The following is a 22841-nucleotide window of genomic DNA, read 5'->3' on the forward strand; positions in this document are numbered from 1 at the left end:
AATATATATAGAAGAGGAGGCAGAAAGATGATTTTATTATTAAATACTGACTTAATTAGATATAAAGCTTTGGGTTTAGATAAGCTTTATCTTGCATCTAAAAACTCAGCGGATATACTTAATGATTCGTTCTATGGTTCAAACTATCTTGCTAGTGAAATCTTCCACAGATTGAAAGAAGATTACAGAGTTATCTCATTTGCAGGCGGTTATGCTTCGATGAAGTATAGAAATTATTTAGAAAGCTATCTTTCGGATTATTATCTTATTAATATAAAGGATGAGGCAAGAACAGTTATCGATATAAAAGAAAATACTAGAACCACTAGAATTATTGAAAATGCTCCTCGAATTACAAGAGATGATGAACTTAATTTTATTGATAAATTTGATGATGTTCTTTATGACACAAGAGTTACAGTGCTTATGGAAGATTTTGATAATAATATTAGCCCTGATTTTTATCAAGGACTTATAGATGTTTCCAATAGATACATGAAAAAACTTTTTGCTTCAGCGTCAAAGAGTACGATGAAATTATGTATTGACTCAAACGTCTTTGCTATGTCCATGGATTATAAAGATTTAAGCGATATACTTAATCTAAGATTGAATTCACTTGACGATATTGTTAGTGTAGTTAAATTTATGGCGATAGACAAGGACAGAATCATTCTTATTAAATTCAATGACAATTTAATCATATTTACTAAGGATTGCTACTACTTATATGATTATGAGAAGAAGCCATTTATACACATAGACAAGAATATGGCTCTACTAGGACTCGCTATTGCTTTTGAAAGAAAATATGATTTAGATACCTCACTTAAAATAGCAAGCAGCTTTTCGATTTTTAATAAAAAAGATAGTGCTGATTTTGATTTTTCTATCATTAAAAAAATTATGTCTGAAACTGATTTAATTAGGTATAGCTATGTTTATTAATAAATTTATTCACGCAGCAGATTTGCATCTTGGCTTCAAATATAAAAATAAAACGCTTGGATCAAGGTCTGACGAGAGAAAAAATGAGCTTTTCATAACATTTGAAAGGCTTATTAATTATGCGAATGAGAATAAAATCGATTTAATAATTATTAGCGGAGATTTTTTTGAAAGAGATGCTCTTACATATACCGAGACAAAGCACTTGATGAGCATCATTGATACTTACTACGGAAACATAGTTTTATCATGCGGCAATCATGATTTTTATAGCGATGATTATTTATTCAATAATTTTACTAAGAATCTTCATGTTTTTAAAACAAATAGCTTTGAGCGTATAGATATAGCTGATAACGTTGCTATATATGGTGCGTCTTGGCTAAATGAGCATGATAATGGATTTGATACTAATAAAATAAATCTTGATAAAAATAAATTTAATATAGCTAGCCTTCATGGCGACCTTAGTGATGGCAAGTACAAGATAGATATAGAGCCTCTTTTAGCATCAGGTTTTGATTACATCGCCTTGGGACACATACATAAAAAAGGACAAGTGGCAGATAAGACTTTTTATGCAGGATCACTTGAGCCTCTTGACTTTGGTGAGCTTGGTGAGCATGGCTTTTATGAGGTCGATACACTTAGTGGAGACGCAAAATTTGTGCCCTTTGCCCTGAGAGAATTTATTATAAAAGAAATAATAATTAAAGAAGACGATGAATTTCTTGATATAATCACAAAATTTGATGAGCTTATAGATAAGGATAAGAATTTCTATAGAATTATATTAAAGGGAAGCATAAGTGCTGATTTAAATATAAATAAAATTATAAACCTAGTTAAGGATAAATTTTATTATCTTGAAACTATCAATAATCTATCAGAAAGAGTTAGCGTTTCTAATGAAATTTATCAAAAAATACTTGAAAAGGCAAAAAATTATCCGGATGAGATTAGGCAAGATGCGATAAACATCGCGCTTAAAGCAATGCAAAGTACGGAGCGCTACTATGAAGATTAATAGCCTCGATTTAATTAATTTTGGTAAATTTAATAATTATCATTTAGACTTTGACGACTCATTTAACCTTATATATGGGCTTAATGAAAGTGGTAAGTCTACTATGCATGCCTTTATCGGCTTTATGCTCTTTGGCGTGAATAAAGCAAATACTAAGAGAAAGACTAAGATAAAAGATTATCTAAGATACAAGCCAATAAACAAAAATGAATACAGCGGTAGAATGATTTTTGAAAAAGATGGTTTTACTTATGAAGTATACAGAGATTTTTTAAATGATACTTATTTTGTAAGCAAAAACGGTCTTGACATCACAGATGATATAAAAAAAGAAAATTCTATAAGCAATAAATCTATCGGAGAGATAATTTTAGGCTTTTCTCGTAATGTTTTTACTGCAAGTACCTACATCAGTCAGTCTAAGGATCTTTATTTTGATGATTTTGACGATATTAAAGAGCTATTACTTAAGCTAAAGACAAACGATGAGGGCGAGTACAACTTAAGTGGGGCGAAAAATAATATTGATAATGAAATTGCCATGATTGGTACGGAAAATGCCAAAACAAAGGAGTTATATGCTCTTAAGAAAGAAATTACAAGCCTAGATAGAGATATATCTGGTCTTGAAGCATCACTTGAAGATACTATGACTATGCTTAACAATAAAGATGATTTAAATAAAAAGAAAAATGAATTAATTTTAAATAATAAAGATTTTTTAAATGAATATAATAAAGCTAAAGAATATTATAAAAAAGAAAATTTATTAAAGATAGAAGAGCTTAAAGAAAAGAAAAAAGATTTTTTGCAAAATGATAAAAATATTACTAGTGACGATTATGAAGAATTTATTAAGATTATAAATAGACTTGATGCTATAAATAATAATGAATCTAGAAAAAATGCGCAAAAAAAATTATCCTATGCATTTCTTTTACTAAGTGTATTTAGTTTTATATATTATTATATTAAGTCAAGTGAAATTGCTTTTAATATTGGAGCTGCTTTTATAATAATTTTTCTTATAAGTTTTATATTTGATAAAGTGAAGAAAAGTGATAAGGCTAAAGAAAAATTAATGATTGATAAAAAAGCTATTTTAGATAAATATAATATATCTAGCGATAATGATTTCATCAGTGAATATAATATTGAAAGATCAAGCGAGATGAATCAAAACTATTTACAAAGCTTTGATGAATTTTTAAAAACATATACTGAAAAGAATTTTGATGAACTAAGTGAAGAAAAAGTTATTGAATATTTAGAAAAAAACAATAAAGAGCTCTATGATAAGTACAAGAACTACTCCATAAGCGCTTGTGAAGATGAAATCACTAGGATTGATTTAGAGCTAAGCTCTCTTGAGACTAAGCTTAATTATAATGACAAACTTTCACAAAGGGCCTACGAACTTGGCTTAAGGCGCGATGAGCTTGACGCTAGAATGAAGGAGCTTTACAGAAGAAAAAGCGCCTTAAGTGCCGCGAGCGAGATAATTTCTAGTCTTATTAATGAAATTAATACTAGTTACATGCCAAAAATAATTAATTATGCAAATAAATATTTAGAAATGTTTTCTAATGATAAATATAATTTTTTCTTGCTCGATGAAAGTTTTAAAATTATGCTTAAAGACAAAAAAACTAGTCTTGTATATGAAGAAGAAAACCTTAGTAGACAAGTCTTATCTATGTCATACCTTAGTCTAAGACTTGCTCTTGTTGAAGCGCTTGATATTAATCTATCACTTATTTTTGACGAAAATTTAGTATTTTTTGATGAAGAGCGTATGAGAACCGCACTAAAAGTTTTTGCCTTTTTAGCAAAAGAAAAGCAAGTATTATTATTTACGAGCAGTAAAGACGAAAAAAGTGTTCTCTCAGAGCTTAATCTGTGTTATAATTATATACAGTTATAGAGGTGAGAAAATGATTTATGCTATAGGCGATTTACATTTAGATTCAACAGACTTAAAACCTATGAGTATCTTTGGCGGCAACTGGCAAGATCATGACAAGAAAATCAAGGCAAGTTGGCTTGAGAACGTCAAGGAAGACGATTTAGTTTTGCTACCAGGCGATACATCATGGGCAATGAGATTTAGTGAAGCTATAGACGATTTAAAATTTATAGATGAATTGCCGGGCAAGAAACTTATTAGCAAAGGCAACCATGATTATTGGTGGACAAGCATATCCAAGATGAATGGCTTTGGATTTAAATCAATTCACTTTTTGCAAAATGATTCATATACTTATAAAGACTTTGCCATCTGCGCTACAAGAGGCTGGATGCAAGAGGATAATGACAAGTATGACGAAGAAAATGATAAAAAGATAACTGATAGGGAGCTAATTAGATTATCTTTATCGCTTGAAAAGGCTGATAAAGATAAAAAAATTATAGTGATGCTTCACTATCCGCCATTTAATATGGATCTAGAGCCAAATCAGTTTCATGATCTCATGAAAGAAAATAATGTATATAAATGCATATATGGTCACTTGCACGCGGGGGGACATAGATACAGACGAGAAGGCTTGATAGATGGCATTGATTACTCATTGGTCTCAAGCGACTACTTAAATTTTAAACTTAAATTAATAGAGAGGTGTTAGTATGAAGGTTATAGTTTGCAAAGATTATGACGAGATGAGCAAAGAAGCTGCTCAAATATTTATTAAACAAATTCAAGAAAAACATGACAGTGTATTAGGTTTGGCAACAGGATCAAGCCCTATCGGCATGTATAAAGAGCTTATCAAAGCAAATAAAGAAGGTAGTATTGATTTTAAAGATGTAATTACATTTAATCTAGATGAATACGTTGGCTTAAACAAAGATCACCCAGCAAGTTATTATTATTTCATGAATGAGAATTTATTTGATCATATTAACATTGATAAAAAAAATACACATATACCACACGCTGAGGGAACAGACTTAGAAAAGGCAGCAAAAGAATACGAAGAAAGTCTATCACATTATGAAATTGATTTACAAGTCTTAGGCGTTGGTAAAAACGGTCACATTGGTTTTAATGAACCAGGAGACGACCTAAGCTCTGTAACTTATGTGCAAGAGCTATCAGAGTCCACAAGGGTTGCAAACTCAAGATTCTTTGATGATATTGACGACGTGCCAAAATTTGCCATCACTATGGGGGTTGGCTCTATATTTAAAGCTAAAAAAATAGTTTTAATTGCAAGCGGCACTCAAAAGAGCTTCGCCATAGATTATTTATTAAATTCTAAAAAGATATCATCTAAGGTACCAGTATCACTACTAAACTTACATCCAGACGTTACTGTAATCATAGATGAAAAATTAGCAAGCTTAGTTATAAAATAATGATAGAAAGAGAAAAAGAAGTAAAAGTTTTTAATCTTGACTTAGATGCTCTTAAAAGGGAACTTTTATCAAAGGGAGCAGAACACTTAGGAGAAGAAAAACAAATAAATCACATACTAAAAGTTGATTTAGATGAAAATTCAAAGCTAAAGTCGCTTCTTAGATTAAGAGAAGTAAATAAAAGTGGCAAAGAAGCTTTTTATTTAACATACAAAATTAAAGGCAAGGACACAGGCGGCTTAAGAAACTCAGAAGAGATTACAAGCGAGATAAAAGATAAAGACTCTATGCTTAAGATACTTGAAATGCTTGGTGTAAGCGTAATTGAATTAAATTACAAGACAAGAGACTCATACCTTTATAAAGATGCACGCTTTGATTTTGATGAACTTGATAAAAAAACATTTGATGTGCCTTATCTTGAAATTGAAGTTAAAGATGATGAAAAACTTGAAGAAATCATAAAAGAATTTAATATTGACAGAAAAAACATTACGACGAAAAATATTACAGAATTAAGGAAAAACAAAGATGAAATTTATTAAAGATAATGCTATAGATATAATTATCGCTTTAGTCTTAATAGCTTTAAGTCTAGGGATGAATTTTGGCTTAATGAAGCTAAACAAAGGCTTTAACGAATATCTTGTAATACTGCTGTTTACATATATAGCTGTATTTGCGCTAGATATAAAATTTTCGGTGCCGAGCGTTTTATTGATATTTATATTAAATTTATTATTTAGAAAAAATTTAAATTTTGACATGAGAACGCTTATGATATTTATAGAAGTAGTTTTTGGTTTTGCTATTGGATATATAAGCCATAAAAAATTTAATATATCATATATATTTTCACTTCTTGTATCTATAGTAATTTCAAAGATACTTAGCTATATCATAGCGCTAATAATTGCAAACGCAGCTCATATATATAATATAGATAGAATTATAAAAGTAAATTTAGTAGCATCACTCTTAAGCATAACAGCTTGTCTAGTTATAGTGCCGCTGCTTGTTTATACAAAAGAGAATTTCACATATCTATAGGAGGTTAAGATGATACTAATAAAAAACATCAAGTATATTGACGTAGAAGAATCAATTGTTAAGGGTACTTGCGATATTTTAATCGATGGCAATAGAGTTAAAAAAATTGCTAATAATATTGAAGAAGCGAGCGCTTATGTTATAGACGGCGCTGATAAATTATTGATGCCAGGCCTATTTAACACGCATAATCACGTAGCTATGAGCGTTTTTAGAAATTATGCTGATGATATGGAGCTAATGGATTGGCTACAAAATAAAATTTGGCCACTTGAGTCAAAACTTACTGCTGAAGATATTTATTGGGCAAGTCTATTAACATTCATAGAGCTTGTAAAAACTGGAACAACAGCATTTAACGATATGTATATGTTCTGCGAAAGAGTCTTTGACGCAGCTAGTGAAATAGGTATGAGAGGTCTTATCGCAAGAGGCATGACTAATGACGCTTTTAATAAAGAAAGAGAAGCAAACATCAGGGATATGTATGAAAAGTACCATCAAAAGGACGGACTGCTAAGGTTAGCCATCGCGCCTCATGCTATATACACAACTGGACTTGATTATTTAAAGAGCTGTATAGACCTTGCTAAAGAATTAGATTTAATCATTCATACACATGCGAGTGAAACTTTAACTGAAGTAAATAATTCTTACAAGGAATATAGAAAGAGCCCTATAAAGATATTTAAAGAGCTCGGAATGTTTGATCAAAAAACTATACTTGCTCATTGCGTTCATTTGTCTGAAGAAGATATGGATATAATTGCAAAAAATAATGCACTAGTAAGTTTAAATGTATCATCAAACATGAAGCTTGCAAGCGGCATACCTGATATTAAGAATATGTTTGTGCGCGGAGACAAGCTAGCCATCGGTACTGATGGAGCTAGTTCAAATAATATGCAAAATATGTTTACTGAGATGAGAGCGGTTTCACTAGCAGCTAAAGCTCGCTCGCTTGATCCAAAGGTGATGAGTGCAGGAGAAGTACTTAAGCTAGCAACTATAAATCCATATAAATATATATTTGATGAAGATGTAAACATAAGTGAAGGATCACTTGCAGATTTAATTCTAATAAATCTTGATAATACAAATTTAAAACCACAAAATAATTTAATTAGTGCTATGGTTTATTCGATGAACGGAAGTGAAGTTGACACGACTATAATCAATGGCAAGATAATTATGGAAAATAAAAAAATTAAAGGCATTGATGAGGATTTAGTTGTTAGAAAAGTTGAAGAAATTATTAAAAATATCTAGGGGTTGATGAAATGAAGTGGAGAGGCAGAGAGAAATCTACTAATGTTAACGATAGAAGAGGTCAATCTGGCGGCATGCCAAACTTTGGCGGATTCAAGATGGGTACAGGCGGAGTAATACTTTTACTGGTACTATACTTAGTATTTGGCGATGGTATCTTTGGCGGCCCAAGTGGTCCTGGAGCTGGCATACAAAATGGTCAAGGCACGCCGATAACAAGTGAAAAAGAAGAAGAGTATAAAGAATTCATCTCAGTAGTTTTAAAAGATACTGAAGATGTTTGGCATGAAGTATTTAAGGACAATGGCTTAGAGTATGAAGAACCACAATTAACACTATTTAATGGTAGCATTAACTCTGGATGCGGTTTTGCATCTGAGCAGATGGGTCCATTCTATTGCTCTGTCGATAAAAATATCTACATAGACCTTTCATTTTTTGATCAGCTTAAAAATGAATTCGGAGCAAAGGGCGATTTCGCCATGGCCTATGTATTAGCACATGAAGTTGGTCATCACGTACAAAAGTTATTGGGTACTCTTGATAAAGTTCATGCATTACAAGGAAAAATTTCTGAAAAAGAATATAATAAATACTCTGTTAAGCTTGAATTGCAAGCAGATTATTACGCTGGAGTCTTTGCAAAGCACATACAAGATAGAGGTATCTTAGATGAAGGCGATTTTGAAGAGGCGATAAACGCAGCATCAAAGATAGGCGATGACACACTTCAAGAGAAATATCAAGGAAGAGTAGTTCCAGATAGCTTTACGCATGGAACTAGTGAACAAAGAATGAAGTGGTTTAAAAAAGGCTTTGAAAAAGGCACTATTCAAGACGGAGATACTTTTAACGGAGAAATTTAATAAAATAAAGGAGATATAATATGGATAAAAAAATAGCATTTAGCGCTATACAGCCATCAGGTGATTTAACCATAGGTAATTATTTAGGCGCTTTAAAAAATTTAGCAAAACTTCAAGATGATTACAATTGCTTATATGCAGTTGCTGACCTTCACAGTATAACTGTACCAAAAGTTCCAAAAGAACTTAGGAAGAAGACTTATGAAATATTTGCGATGATGTTAGTTAGCGGCGTTGATCCAGAAAAAAGCGTTTTGTTTGTTCAATCGCATGTACCTGAACACGCTATGCTTGGATGGATACTTGATACCATCTCATATATCGGTCAGCTTAATAGAATGACTCAATATAAAGATAAATCCAAGAAGTCTCCTGAAAACTGTAACGCAGGATTATTAACATATCCAGTACTAATGGCGGGCGATATACTTTTATATCAAACAGATTTAGTACCAGTTGGCGAAGACCAAACACAGCACATGGAACTTGCTAGAGACTTAGCAATCAGATTCAATAGTAAGTATTCAGACACATTTAAGGTGCCTGAAGCCTACATCGCTAAGACAGGAAAAAGAATTATGTCGCTACAAGATCCGACTAAAAAGATGAGTAAGTCAGATGAAGATCCAAACAGCTTTATTTACATTATGGATAGCAAAGATAAAATTTACTCAAAAATCAGAAAAGCTGTTACTGATAGTGAAGCAAATTTTGCTTATGACCCAAACAGAGCCGGTTTATATAATCTTATAAATATTTATAGCTCATTCACTGGCATGAGCACTGATGATATTGTTAAAAAGTATGATTCACTTGGATACAAAGAATTCAAAGAGGATTTAGCGGATATTATTTATGAAGATTTAAAAGATTTTCAATACAATTTTAATGAAGTTATTCAAGATAAAGAAGGTCTTGAAAAGCTTATGGCACAAGGAAGAGATAAAGCTAGATACCTTGCTAATAAGACTTTAAGAAAAGTTATGAAAAAAGTTGGCTTTGTACAAATATAAGGAGTTAGCTATGAAGATATTAATTATAGGCAGCGGCGGACGAGAGTATGCCATCGCTTCAAAAATTAAAGAAGAAGATAATTCTGTAGAAATAATTTTTGCTCCAGGAAATGGAAAAACTGAGAGTGAATTCAAAAATATTGACATAGGGGTCATGGATTTTGATAAGCTAATTAATTATGCTAAGGATAATGAAATTGACTACACCATTGTTGGACCTGAAGATCCGCTATGTTTTGGCATAGTCGATAAATTCGAGGCAGAAGGACTTAAGATATTTGGACCAAAGAAAGAAGCTGCCATGTTTGAGAAGAGCAAGGCATTTTCAAAGAGGTTTATGGAGAAATATCATATAGATACCGCTAAGTATCTTGAGACTGATAGCATTGATGAAGCAAAGAAATACGCTTATGAACTAATTAGTGAATCAAAAGTAAATAAAGTGGTACTAAAGTATGATGGACTTGCTCAAGGCAAGGGAGTTATCATAGCTTCAAGCGTTGATGATATTGATGAAGCTCTTAATGAATTATTACTAGATAAAAAATTTGGTGATGATAAGATTATAGTCGAAGAATATATTGACGGCTTTGAAACATCTGTTCATGTACTTATTTCAAATGGTGAATATATAATGCTTCCGAGCGCTAAAGACCATAAAAAAGTCTATGAAGGCGAAACAGGTGAAAATACTGGTGGCATGGGCTCATACTCACCGAACCTTATGGCACTACCATATTTAAAAGATATAGAAGAAGAACTGGTTAAGCCATTCATCAAAGGTCTTAAAGCAGAGGGCATTGACTATAGAGGAGTATTATTCGCAGGTCTTATGATAAATTCGGATGGAATAAAAGTTTTAGAGTTTAACACAAGATTTGGAGATCCAGAAACTGAAGTTATCCTAGAAAGAATTGATTCTTCGCTATTAGATGCACTTATTAAGACAAGTGAAGCAAAACTTAATGAATATAAATTAAAAGTAAATGATAAAAAGATAGTTAATGTAGTACTAGCATCTGGTGGCTATCCAGCGAAGTATGATAAAGGCTACGAAATAAAAGGCTTAGACAAATTATCAGAAGATGTTAAAGTTAATTACGCAGGCGTTAAGGCAAGTAGCAAAAAGCTATTGACCAATGGCGGCAGAGTATTAAATATACTTTCTAAAGCTGATACATTTGAAGAAGCGTATAAAAAAGTTTATGATGAGATCCAAAAGATTTCATTCGATAAAATGCATTATAGGAGGGATATTGGTCCAGTGGTTAAGAGAGTTTATGTTTGTAAAAAAGATGAATTTGATGCTGAGTCAAATGGTTTAACAAGAGAGATTAAAGATTTTCTTAAGATAAATATTGACTCAATCAAAGTTTATAACAGATATGATATTGAATTACTTTCTGATGAAGAAATTAATAAGATATCAAATACTATTCTGTGCGAAAAACCAGTAGATAATATATATTTATTGGATGATGCTTTAGAAATGGAAAAGAACTTGAAGAATGCCTTTGTTGTTAGATACAAAAAAGGACAATTTGATCAAAGAGAGCAAGGACTAAAGGATACAATCAAGGTCACTCTTGGTAAAGACGATGTTTTAGCAAGATGCGAAAAAGTTTATGACATCAAAGGAGATGTATCTGAAGAAGATATTAAAAAGATTAAAAAATATCTTATAAACACTGTTGACCAAGCAGAAGGAGTATTGATTGGCATACCAACAACACTTAAGGAAAGCTTCGACATGAATATCGAGTCAATAGTTTATGATGGATTTATAAAGCTTGATGACGAAGGATTAAAAGATTTCCATGAGAAAAATTCTCTTGCCATGTCTATAGAAGACTTAAAAGTGTTCCAAGACTATTTTATCAAAGAAAATAGAGATCCAAGCCAAACAGAGCTTAAGTTAATTGATACTTATTGGTCAGACCACTGTAGACACACAACATTCAATACACAATTGACAAATATTAACTTTGAAGGAGAAAATGACTTCATAGAAGTAATTAGAAATACACTTAATGAGTACTTAAAGGCAAGAAATCAATTCTCTAAAAAAGACTTAACTCTTATGGACTTAGCAACTATAGTTACTAAAAAGCTTAGAGGCTTAGGCAAGCTTAATGACTTAGAAGTAAGTGAAGAGATAAACGCTTGCTCAGTTAAGATTAAAGTTAGTATAGACGGAAGACTTAGAGACTACTTACTAATGTTTAAGAACGAAACTCATAACCATCCAACTGAGATTGAGCCATTTGGTGGCGCTCAAACATGTCTTGGCGGAGCAATAAGAGACCCATTATCAGGCAGAAGCTATGTTTACCAAGCAATGAGAATAACAGGAGCGGCAGACCCAAGAGAAGCTATTGAAGATACTATTGAAGGAAAACTTCCTCAAAGAAAGATAGTTTTAGACGCAGCTAGAGGATATTCTTCTTATGGTAATCAAATCGGTTTAGCAACAGGCTATGTTGATGAAGTATATCATCCTGGATATAAAGCAAAGAGGATGGAAGTAGGCGCAGTAATCGCTGCAGCACCTATGGAAAATGTTTTTAGAGGTGTACCAGCTAAGGGCGACATCATAATTTTACTTGGTGGCAAGACTGGTAGAGACGGTATTGGAGGAGCAACAGGAAGCTCTAAGATACAAACAGACAAATCAGTTGAAGACTCAGCAGCTGAAGTGCAAAAAGGAAATGCACCAACAGAGAGAAAGATACAAAGATTATTTAGAATACCTGAATTAGCTAAAATGATCAAGAGATGTAATGACTTTGGTGCAGGTGGAGTCAGCGTTGCTATAGGTGAATTAGCTGATTCATTATTAATACACTTAGAAAAGGTACCACTAAAATACCAAGGACTAAGCCCAATGGAGATAGCTATATCTGAATCACAAGAGAGAATGGCTGTAGTTATCGCTAAAGAAAATTATGAAAAGTTTAAAGAATATGCAAATGCAGAAAACCTTGAAGCAACAATAGTTGCCGAAGTTACTGATTCTGAAAGACTTATTATGATGTACAATGATATAGAAGTATGTAATTTAAAGAGAGAATTCTTAAATTCAACTGGTGCACCAAGAAAGCAAGATGTTATCTTTAAGCCAGAAGAAGTAGAATTATTTAATGAAGATTTGGCAGATGATTTTACATTAGAATTGAAGAAGAGACTTGAAGATATCAATGTGGCGTCTAAAAAATCACTTATTGAAAGATTTGACTCTTCAGTTGGTAGAGGCAGCGTAGTTCAGCCACTAGGCGGCAATAATCAACTATCACCAGAACAAGCTATGATAGCTAGAATACCAACAACTAAAGGCGAATCATCAACAGCAAGCATAATGACTTATGGATTCGATCCATATCTATCAGAAAAGAGTCCATTCTTCGGAGCTTATTATGCAGTTGTTGAATCACTTGCTAAAATTGCTTCACATGGAGCAAGTCCATTCAAGGCAAGATTAACATTCCAAGAGTATTTTGAAAAATTAAATGACGATCCATATAAGTGGTCAAAACCATTCGAGGCATTGCTTGGAGCGTTCAAGATTTGCAACGATTTACAAATACCTTCAATTGGTGGAAAAGACTCAATGAGTGGTACATTTAATGATTTAAACGTACCACCAACATTAATTTCATTTGCAGTAACTACTATGAATATTGAAGATGTTGTAACACCTGAATTAAAGGGCAATATGAAGCTTGGTTTAATAAGAACTAGTATTAACGATGACAATACTCTTGATTTAAATGAATTTAAAAAGAATAGCGTTGAACTTGTAAGCTTAATTTCAAGAAAGAAAGTTAGAAGTGCAATTGCTATCAATAGAGATACAACACTTCCTCTTCTTATGAAGATGGCATTTGGTAATGACATCGGCTTTAACATCAACATGGACGCTGACATCATGTTTAAGGAGCTTTACGGTTCATACATCGTTGAATACACTGAAGATCTACCAAGCATTGAATATCTTGGAACTACTAATACAGATGCAAGCATCATTATCAATGGCAGACGCATAGATCTTGAAGAATATAAAGAAGCCTATGAAAAACCACTTCTTGATATATTTGGACAAGAAAATAGAGTGGCTAAAACTGAAAACAAATTTATAGAAAAAGAATTTGTGCACAAATCTAAAAAACCAGTTGATGAAGTTAAGGTTATCATACCAGTATTCCCTGGAACAAACTCAGAATATGATTCAAAATACGCTTTCGAAAAAGAAGGAGCAAAGGTTGATGTCTTTGTATTCAATAACTTAGATAATGATCACATTGATAAATCTATCGATGACTTAGCAAAGAAAATCAAAGAAAGCCAAATATTATTTATTCCAGGAGGCTTCTCATTATCAGATGAACCAGACGGATCAGGTAAATTTATTGCCAATGTACTAAGAAATACAAAGGTTAAAGAAGCTGTAGAATATCTTCTTGAAGAAAATGACGGTTTAGTTCTAGGTATTTGTAACGGTTTCCAAGCTTTAGTCAAGACTGGATTATTACCTTTTGGTAAGATTAAAGACATAGACGAAGATGACCCAACATTAACATATAATAATATTGCTAGACACGTAGCAAGAATCGTTAAGACAAAGGCATTAACAACATCATCACCATGGCTTAAGTACATCGATAAAGATAAAATTTATAGAGTACCTATTTCACATGGCGAAGGAAGACTTTTAATTAATAAAGAACTTTACGAAAAATTAAGCGATAACGCTCAACTAGCTTTTGAATATCTAGATAATCCTAATGGATCAAACTTTGATATCGAGTCAATGTTATCACCAGATGGAAAGATACTTGGCAAGATGGCTCACTCAGAAAGAGTTGAAACAGACACATTTAAGAACGTTTCTGACATTGAGATTCAAAATATTTTCAAAGCAGGCGTAGAATTTTTTAAGAAAGATTAATAAAATATTAATAAATCGTAAATTATTGAATAATACTTCCCGATGTGGTATAATTTAGGTGGTGATTTTCTATGGATGTAAATAAATCTTTTGCTTATGCAATTGAAAATGATGACGGCAAAACATTTGACAATATTTCAAGTGCGGATGTGATTATCTTAGGACCATCAAGGTCTGGCAAGACACCTCTTTGTTATTATCTTGCTTCTTTAGGATTAAACGCGATAAATATACCGCTTGTACCAGAGGTTGATCAATTTGATATGATCAAAGACTTAGACAGATCAAAAATGATTGGCCTTATACAAGATGAGGAGTATTTATCCAAAATAAGAAGAGAAAGAGACAAAGACTTAGGAATAACAGGCGTATCTAAGTACTCATCACTTGAGAGAGTATTTTTTGAAAATGAATACGCTCGCGAGATGTATAGTAAATTAGGGATACTTGTTATATCCATGTATGGAAAATCAATAGAAGAAGTTTCTAATAGCATTGTTAGATATCTTCAAAATTAAAAAGCAATAGGAGGATACAGATGGAAAAGTATGTTTATAGCTTTAAAGAGGGCAATAAAGATATGCGCGATTTGTTAGGAGGCAAGGGAGCTAACTTAGCAGAGATGACTAATTTAGGCCTACCAGTACCTAACGGTTTTACCATTACAACACAAGCGTGCAACAGGTTTTATGAAGAAAATGAAGAATTATGGCAAGATTTAAAGGAAGAAATCAGAAAAGGTATTGAAAATGTTGAAAAGATCACAAATAAGGGCTTTTCAGACAAAGAAAATCCGCTACTTTTCTCAGTTAGAAGTGGTGCTAAAATATCAATGCCAGGCATGATGGACACAATATTAAATCTTGGCTTAAACGATGTGACAGTAGAAGGCCTTTCAAAGAAGACTAATAATGAAAGATTTGCCTACGACAGTTACAGAAGATTTATACAAATGTTTTCTGATGTTGCCATGGGTATCCCAAAAGCTGAATTTGATAAAATTTTAAACAAACAAAAAGAAAAAAGAAATATTGAAAGCGATATCGACTTAAATACTGATGACTTAAAAGAAATTGTTAAAGAGTATAAAGCAATTTATAAAAAATACATCGGAGAAGAATTCCCACAAGATCCAAAGGTACAACTATTTAACGCAGTTAGAGCAGTATTCATGTCATGGAATACACCAAGAGCTAAGACATACAGAAAATTAAATGAAATTTCTGATACACTTGGCACAGCTGTTAACGTTCAAGAGATGGTATTTGGTAACATGGGCATGAACTCTGGTACTGGTGTTGCTTTCACAAGAAACCCAGCTACAGGAGAAAATGTTTTATTTGGTGAATTCTTAATCGATGCTCAAGGCGAAGACGTAGTTGCAGGTGTTAGAACACCAGAACCAATAGCTAGACTTGAAAATGAATTACCAAGCGTTTACAAAGAATTCAAGGAAACTGTTGAAAAGCTAGAAAAACATTATAAAGACATGCAAGATATTGAATTTACAGTTGAAAATGGTAAGCTTTTCATGCTTCAATGTAGAAATGGTAAGAGAACAACAAAAGCAGCTATAAACATAGCAGTTGATCAAGTTAATGAAGGCTTAATCACTAAAGAAGAAGCGATATTAAGAATTGAACCTAAATCAATAGATCAAATACTTCACCCAACATTTGAAGAAAAAGATGTTAAGAGCAAAGAAGAAATTACAAAAGGTCTTCCAGCTTCACCAGGAGCTGCATCAGGCGTTGTAGTATTCTCACCAGATAAAGTTATTGAATATCATAAGAATAATCTTAAAACTATATTAGTAAGAGAAGAAACTTCTCCAGAAGATATAGACGGCATGGTTTATGCTGAAGGTATATTAACAGCAAGAGGCGGTATGACATCACATGCTGCAGTTGTTGCAAGAGGTATGGGTAAGTGCTGTGTTGCTGGCTGCTCTGAACTAAGAGTAGATGAAGAAGATAAAGTAATTAGATACCATGGCGGCGAAATTAAAGAAGGCGACATGATTTCTATAGATGGTTCAACAGGCTATGTATACTTAGGAGAAATTAAAAAAGTTACACCTGAATTAAGTGGTAATTTTGCTAAGTTTATGGAATGGGCCGATGAATTTAGAACTCTAGAAGTAAAAGCTAATGCTGATAATCCAAGAGATGCTAAGCAAGCACTTGACTTTGGTGCACAAGGCGTTGGTCTATGCAGAACAGAACACATGTTCTTTGATGATAAGAGAATTTTCCAAGTAAGAAAGATGATTCTTTCAAAGACATTAGAAGAAAGAGAAAAAGCTCTTGAAAAACTTCTTCCATATCAAAGAGGAGACTTTGAAGGAATATTTAAAGTAATGGAAGAAAAAGGAGTAGTTATAAGACTTCTTGACCCACCTCTACATGAGTTCCTACCTAAGACTAAAGAAGATATCGAAAGCCTTGCTAAAGATATGGGCATAACAACTCAAGTAATTGAAGACAGAATTGAAGATATGAAAGAGTTTAACCCAATGCTTGGTCATAGAGGATGCAGACTATGTGTTACATGGCCGGAAATTTATAAAATGCAAGTTAGAGCCATCATGGAAGCAGCTATAAACGTAAGCGAAGAAATCAAAAAAGATATCAAGCCTATGATTATGGTTCCATTAATTGGCGAGTTAAAAGAACTTGAATTTGTTAAAGGACATTTAGTAGAAGAAATAAATAAAGTTTTTGATGAAAAGAACAAAAAACTTGCTTATGAAATCGGTACTATGGTTGAAGTTCCAAGAGCTGCGCTACTTGCTGACGAAATAGCAAAAGAAGCAGAATTCTTCAGCTTTGGTACAAACGATATGACTCAAATGACTTGGGGCTACTCAAGAGACGACTACGGTAAATTTGTTAACGCTTATATTGATAATGGTATTTATGAAAGAAGTCCATTTGACTCACTTGATACTGAAGGCGTAGGCAAATTACTTGATATGGCAACTAAGCTTGGCAGACAAACAAGACCAGATATACATGTAGGTATATGCGGCGAACACGGTGGAGATCCAAGATCAATCGAATTCTGTGACGCAATTGGACTTGATTATGTAAGCTGCTCACCATATAGAGTGCCAATCGCAAGACTTGCAGCAGCACAAGCAGCTATAAAGAGAAAAAGTAAATAATATCAGTTTTGATATTTATTTAAATATTTAAAATAAAATTATGCCATATAGTATTTACTCTTAATTTAATATGTAGATATTATATGGCATTTATTTTCATATTTTGTTTATTAATAAGATAAAAATAAGGAGTAAAAATGAATCGTAATAAAAATATTTTTGAACCTATAACATGGGAACAATATAGTGAGAATAGAAAGCGTTATGGACATGTCTGTACGTGGACCTTATATAATGATAAAGTGCTTGATGTAAAAAAATGCTAGGCTGAATATGATTTTCCATTAAGGAAAGAATTAATTATTGCAAATACTGAAAAAGAATTTATAGAAAAGAAACTTAGTGAAAAATTAAACAAAAATGTTATAATTTTAGCTTTAAATTTTTCTGGCCCACAAAGTATGGAAAAAGCGAAAAACAATAAAATGCATCAAATTTTAGCAAAGTATAACGAAAAGTATCTTAAAAACAATATGGAAAAAAGTATCGAAGATCAGAAAGAAAGATATAGAGAACTTTCCGAACTTGCTAAAGAAGATGAAAAGTATCTTTTTTCAAATATTTACAGTCCTCTTGGGAAGGGCACTAAATCGTATGGATATTATAAAGTAATGAAAAACAATAAAAAAGCTAATGAATTACTTTCTGGTGCATATATAACAGATTTAATTAAATTTGCACCTACTGATAAAGAGATTATTAGCTGCGGCATTTCTCAAGCTGATAGTACTAATAAAAAAGTTACTAATCTTTTAAAAAAAGAAAATATAAAATCTCAATTCCTTGGTCTAAAAGATGAACTAGATACGCTTGGAGTTACAAAACCAATATTTATCTTACTTCATAGCGCTTTAAGAAGAAAACATATTTTAAACAAACTGAAAGAAATGTTTGGCGATGATACAGGTGTATACTATCTTCCTCATTATTCACCATGGCATATGACATATAACCGTAAAAAGTATAAAAATTATGAAGATATGTTCTGCGAAACAACAAGTCATGTAATAGACGAGATAGAGAAAAAATATAAGTAAAATAATATTTAATATATATAATTTTGCATTAAAAATCATGATTAGGCGGGTTTTACTCGCCTTATTTTTATGCGCTTTATTAAATAATTAAATTTTATTCAAATAATAAAAATTATATGTGAGTATAATTAAAAATTTTGATCAATTAAATTCTTTAGTCTTATTATTACTTCTTGACTTTAAGCGCTTAATGTACTATAATCGTAATAAGGAGTTGATTTAATGATTTCAAATTATTTTGACAAAAACAAAACATATTACATACATCATTTCGAAACACCTTTTGGCGAAATGACAGCAGCTGCTGATGATGACGCGCTAGTATATTTACACTTTGGTCATCAAAACATATTTGGAAGTAGAAAAGAAATTAATCATATTATAGATAAAACTCTTAGACAACTTAATGAATATTTTAATGGAGAAAGAAAAGAATTTGACATACCTCTTAAAGTAAAGGCAAAAGAGTTTCAAAACATGGCTTTAGAAGAGATTAAAAACATAAAATACGGAGAGACATGTACATACGGCGAAATCGCTGAAAAACTTGGCAATAAGACATATTCACGTGGCGTAGGAGCTACTTGCAGAGGCAATACCATAGCTATAATTATTCCTTGTCATAGAGTTGTTATGCTTAATGAAAAAGGTTACTATAACTACTCTGGAGGAAATGAAGTAAAAAAATCTCTTCTTGAATTAGAAGAAAAGTATGCTAATAATTAAAATTTTTATAAGATAACAAGCTTTATGCTTGTTATTTTTTTCGTTAAATGGGTAATAATCAAATAAAGGAGTGATGTTATGAAAGATATCTTAGTAAATCGTTTTATTAAATACGCAAAGATTGACACAAAATCAAATGAGGAGTCTCAAACTTGTCCAAGCAGTCCTAAGATTATGGAGTTTGCTAAAAAATTAAGAGATGAACTTATTGAATTAGGCTTAGAAGATGTTGAATTAGATGAAAACTCTTATTTATATGCCACACTTCCAGCAAATACAGATGAAAAGAAGGATGTTTTAGGACTAATTGCACACATGGATACATCTCCTGACATGAGCGGTGAGAATGTTAAGCCAAGAATCGTTGAAAAATATGACGGCAAAGACATAGTTCTTAATGAAAAAGAAAATATTATTTTAAGTCCAAATGATTTTCCTGAGCTAGATGATTATGTAGGCGATGACCTTATAGTTACTGATGGTACAACACTATTAGGAGCTGATGATAAGGCTGGAGTTGCTGAAATTGTCACAGCCATGGAATATTTTATCGAAAATCCTGAGATAAAGCATGGTAAGATTAGAATTGCTTTTACACCAGATGAAGAAATCGGTAGAGGCGCAGACCTTTTCGATGTTAAGAAATTTGGTGCAGATTATGCTTTCACTATCGATGGCGGACCACTTGGTGAGATTGAGTATGAAAACTTTAACGCAGCTTCTGCTAAAATTACTATAAAGGGTAGAAACGTTCATCCAGGCTCAGCTAAGAATAAGATGATTAACTCACAATTAGTTGCTATGGAGTATAACGCTATGCTTCCAGTTAACGAAAGACCAGAGTATACAGAGGGATATGAAGGCTTTATATTACTAACAAATATGAAGGGTACAGTTGAAGAAACACAAATGCACTATATCATCAGAGATTTTACTAAAGAAGGATTTGCTTCAAAGAAGTGCCTAATGAAAGATGCTCAAGACTATATTAACTATAAATATAATGACGCCATGGAGCTTGATATAAAAGATTCATACTACAATATGTATGAAAAGATTGAGCCAAGACTAGAGATAGTTGAGCTTGCAAAGAAAGCCATGCTAAATGCAGGCGTTGAGCCATTGGTTACACAAGTTAGAGGCGGAACAGATGGAGCTAGACTTTCATTTATGGGTCTTCCTTGTCCAAACATCTTCACAGGTGGAATGAACTACCACGGAAGATATGAGTACGCATCAATACAATCAATGGAAAAGGCATTTAAAACAGTTGTAGAGCTAGTTAAACTTGTATGATAATTAATTCATGCGAATTAGAAGCAATTTATGGAGATATTTTTGATCTAGATGTAGAGTGCATAGTAAATCCTGCGAATAATTCCTTATTAGGAGGAGGCGGACTAGATGGACTTATACATCAAAACGATGGTGAAGATCTTTTAGATGAGACAGTAAAGCTTGCGGGGACATACACAGGTGGAGCTAAAATTACTCGGGCGCATAAGCTTAAGAACGACTACATCATACATGTAGTTGGACCTATGGATTCAAATAAGAAAAAGAATAAGCTTTTAGAAAAAACTTATTTAAACCTTTTAAGCTTAGCAGATGAGTATGAGATTAAAAGTATTGCAATACCAGCGATTTCGTGCGGAGCCTTTGCTATGGATATAAAAGATGCGAGCAAAATAGCCGTCAATGCAATAAAGTCATATCTTCAAAATCATAATTCTAATATAAAGAAAATCTATATCAGCCTTAATAATTATAAATTTTTTGAAGAATATAAAAAATTATTAGACGAGTAAAAAGAAAATAAAATTTTTTAATCAAGTCTACATCAAGCCTATATTAATTGTTAAGTTTTCGACATAACTTAATTATTTTTTCTTAATATATTTTCACTCAAATATGTAGTATAATTGAAATAACAATTAACGGAGGTAAGAAAATGCAAGTTGAGATTTCAAAATCTCATATCTGTGTTGGATTAAAACATAATTTTCTTTATAGAGGTGACATAGATTCGCTTAAGTCCTTAATGAGCTTCTACGATATAAACATGGGAGTTCAAAATATATTTCCAAAGTATGTTTCAATGGGCATACTTAGAAAGAAAATTGCTAAAGCTATAGCCTATAGGACAGATGCACACTGCATATCAAGATCATTATCATTACAAATACATGAAGATATCAACAGGTTAGAACTATACATCTACCTAGATGGATACATTCAAGGATTTAACAGCGCTAATCAAGCTAATGCTTTGGAGAAGGAGGCTCTTAAGTATTATAACAGCAAAGACTTAGCAAATAAAAAATACTTGTTCCAATTTAAAAATTTGAATAGAGAGATAAGAACATTTAAGAAAAGATTAAGAAGTGAACTAATTAAAAGAGAGAGAAAGAGTGAAAAAGTTTTAGCAACTGTCTATGAATTCTCAAATAAAATAATCAAAGACAAGACATATTCCTTGAACAAATATGTAGATAGGCAATTAGAGCTTGACAGAGACGGCATCAATCCTGCAAGCGTTATGATTCCTAGAGAAGATTTAAAGATAATATATAAAGAAACATTTAAATTTATTTTAAATACATGTACCAATTTGTATATAGATGCTTATTGGAACGGATTAAATGAAAGAGTTTTAAAAAGATACAGATAGGGGGTAGTATTATGTACGTAAGGAACTATATGATTCCGAAGGAGAAACTTACAACAGTAAAATCAAGCGAAACTATAGCTGAGGCTATCAAAAAGTTTGAAGAAGGAGACTTTTTGAGTTTACCGGTTGTAGATGGCGATAAACTAATCGGTATTTTACACAAAGAAACTATATTTAGATCTTATTATGAATGGTCTTGCACAGACAAAGATAAATTTTTAGGAAAATTAGTTTCTGATTTTAATGAACAAAGATATGAAAAAATATCTATTGGTGAAAACATAGAACAAGCATCTTATGCGCTTGGAAAACTATCTATACCATTTTTAGCTGTTTTCGATGAACAAGATAAATTTGCTGGCATTCTAACACACAAAGCTATATTTGATGCTTTTAGTGAAGTATTTGGTATTAATAAAGGCAAGAGAATTGTTGTTCACATATTTGATATGCCAGGACAAATCTCAAGACTTGCAGGTATTATAAGAGACCAAGGTATCAACATTATCAGTATGGTAGTAACTAGTGCAAAAGTTATGGGACTACTTAAAGTTATCTTGAGAGTAGAAGTAGAAGATGATACAAACATCACAAAAGTATTGTCTGAAGCTGGCTTAAGAGTTGGTGAATGGTAATATAAATTAAAATGATTTTAAAGCTACCTAGATAGGTAGCTTTTTTAATGTGCATAACAGTTTAAAAAATAATTGCAAGTATGTAGATAGAATCAATATTCTAAATAAAACAATTATAAAGATATAGATAA

General features: G+C 32.1%; 19 protein-coding genes and 1 pseudogene. All 20 read left to right on the top strand.

What is annotated here, in order from left to right:
* Positions 1-27 precede the first annotated feature (27 nt).
* The 20 genes and pseudogenes from M1R53_RS03460 to M1R53_RS03550 all read left to right on the top strand — a co-directional run bounded on the left by M1R53_RS03460 (position 28) and on the right by M1R53_RS03550 (position 22710).
* The gene (locus M1R53_RS03460; RefSeq protein ID WP_249243080.1) at positions 28-948 is read left to right on the top strand and encodes a carbohydrate kinase family protein; all 921 of its coding nucleotides are present in this window, start codon (positions 28-30) and stop codon (positions 946-948) included.
* Entirely contained in the window at positions 938-1975 is a 1038-nt protein-coding gene (locus M1R53_RS03465; RefSeq protein WP_249243081.1) for a metallophosphoesterase family protein, read from the top strand. The genes M1R53_RS03460 and M1R53_RS03465 overlap by 11 nt, the downstream gene beginning before the upstream one ends.
* Positions 1965-3899 (top strand): ATP-binding protein, encoded by a 1935-nt coding sequence (locus tag M1R53_RS03470; RefSeq protein WP_249243082.1) that lies wholly within the window; start codon positions 1965-1967, stop codon positions 3897-3899. The genes M1R53_RS03465 and M1R53_RS03470 overlap by 11 nt, the downstream gene beginning before the upstream one ends.
* A gap of 10 nt (positions 3900-3909) precedes the next feature.
* A complete protein-coding gene (locus M1R53_RS03475) occupies positions 3910-4599 on the top strand; it encodes a metallophosphoesterase (RefSeq protein WP_019214743.1) in 690 nt (229 codons plus the stop codon).
* Between the two features lies 1 nt (position 4600).
* On the top strand, positions 4601-5332 hold the full coding sequence (nagB, locus tag M1R53_RS03480; RefSeq protein WP_070598752.1) for a glucosamine-6-phosphate deaminase: 732 nt from the start codon (positions 4601-4603) through the stop codon (positions 5330-5332).
* Entirely contained in the window at positions 5332-5877 is a 546-nt protein-coding gene (locus tag M1R53_RS03485) for a class IV adenylate cyclase (RefSeq protein WP_249243083.1), read from the top strand. The genes nagB and M1R53_RS03485 overlap by 1 nt, the downstream gene beginning before the upstream one ends.
* On the top strand, positions 5864-6382 hold the full coding sequence (locus M1R53_RS03490) for a hypothetical protein (protein ID WP_249243084.1): 519 nt from the start codon (positions 5864-5866) through the stop codon (positions 6380-6382). Before M1R53_RS03485 ends, M1R53_RS03490 begins: the two co-directional genes overlap by 14 nt.
* Before the next feature lie 9 nt (positions 6383-6391).
* Positions 6392-7651, top strand: coding sequence for an amidohydrolase (locus M1R53_RS03495; protein WP_249243085.1), 1260 nt, complete (start codon positions 6392-6394; stop codon positions 7649-7651).
* 11 nt (positions 7652-7662) lie between these two features.
* The gene (ypfJ, locus tag M1R53_RS03500) at positions 7663-8517 is read left to right on the top strand and encodes a KPN_02809 family neutral zinc metallopeptidase (RefSeq protein ID WP_019214747.1); all 855 of its coding nucleotides are present in this window, start codon (positions 7663-7665) and stop codon (positions 8515-8517) included.
* Between the two features lie 20 nt (positions 8518-8537).
* Positions 8538-9530 carry a tryptophan--tRNA ligase gene (gene trpS / locus M1R53_RS03505; RefSeq protein WP_019214748.1) on the top strand — a complete coding sequence of 331 codons (993 nt, stop codon included), beginning with the start codon at positions 8538-8540 and terminating at the stop codon, positions 9528-9530.
* A 10-nt stretch (positions 9531-9540) separates the two neighbouring features.
* Positions 9541-10779, top strand: a pseudogene (gene purD / locus M1R53_RS07585) (phosphoribosylamine--glycine ligase); the annotation flags it as partial.
* Positions 10768-14475, top strand: a complete 3708-nt coding sequence (locus tag M1R53_RS03510; RefSeq protein ID WP_346428870.1) for a phosphoribosylformylglycinamidine synthase — start codon at positions 10768-10770, stop codon at positions 14473-14475. The pseudogene purD and the gene M1R53_RS03510, both read left to right, overlap by 12 nt.
* A gap of 71 nt (positions 14476-14546) precedes the next feature.
* Complete coding sequence (locus M1R53_RS03515; RefSeq protein WP_019214750.1) at positions 14547-14993, top strand: kinase/pyrophosphorylase; 447 nt, start codon at positions 14547-14549, stop codon at positions 14991-14993.
* A 14-nt stretch (positions 14994-15007) separates the two neighbouring features.
* On the top strand, positions 15008-17641 hold the full coding sequence (gene ppdK / locus M1R53_RS03520) for a pyruvate, phosphate dikinase (RefSeq protein WP_428979552.1): 2634 nt from the start codon (positions 15008-15010) through the stop codon (positions 17639-17641).
* Between the two features lie 401 nt (positions 17642-18042).
* Positions 18043-18678: a hypothetical protein gene (locus M1R53_RS03525; protein WP_249243088.1), complete on the top strand. Its 636-nt coding sequence runs from the start codon at positions 18043-18045 to the stop codon at positions 18676-18678.
* 222 nt (positions 18679-18900) lie between these two features.
* On the top strand, positions 18901-19404 hold the full coding sequence (locus M1R53_RS03530) for a methylated-DNA--[protein]-cysteine S-methyltransferase (protein WP_249243089.1): 504 nt from the start codon (positions 18901-18903) through the stop codon (positions 19402-19404).
* 78 nt (positions 19405-19482) lie between these two features.
* A complete protein-coding gene (pepT, locus tag M1R53_RS03535; protein ID WP_249243090.1) occupies positions 19483-20700 on the top strand; it encodes a peptidase T in 1218 nt (405 codons plus the stop codon).
* Positions 20697-21212, top strand: a complete 516-nt coding sequence (locus M1R53_RS03540) for a macro domain-containing protein (protein WP_249243091.1) — start codon at positions 20697-20699, stop codon at positions 21210-21212. Before pepT ends, M1R53_RS03540 begins: the two co-directional genes overlap by 4 nt.
* Positions 21213-21355: 143 nt before the next feature.
* Positions 21356-22075, top strand: coding sequence for a hypothetical protein (locus M1R53_RS03545; RefSeq protein ID WP_019214755.1), 720 nt, complete (start codon positions 21356-21358; stop codon positions 22073-22075).
* A gap of 11 nt (positions 22076-22086) precedes the next feature.
* Complete coding sequence (locus tag M1R53_RS03550) at positions 22087-22710, top strand: CBS domain-containing protein (protein ID WP_106017893.1); 624 nt, start codon at positions 22087-22089, stop codon at positions 22708-22710.
* Positions 22711-22841: the final 131 nt, after the last annotated feature.

The organism is Fenollaria massiliensis, from assembly GCF_023347705.1.
Classification (GTDB): Bacteria; Bacillota; Clostridia; order Tissierellales; family Peptoniphilaceae; genus Fenollaria; species Fenollaria massiliensis.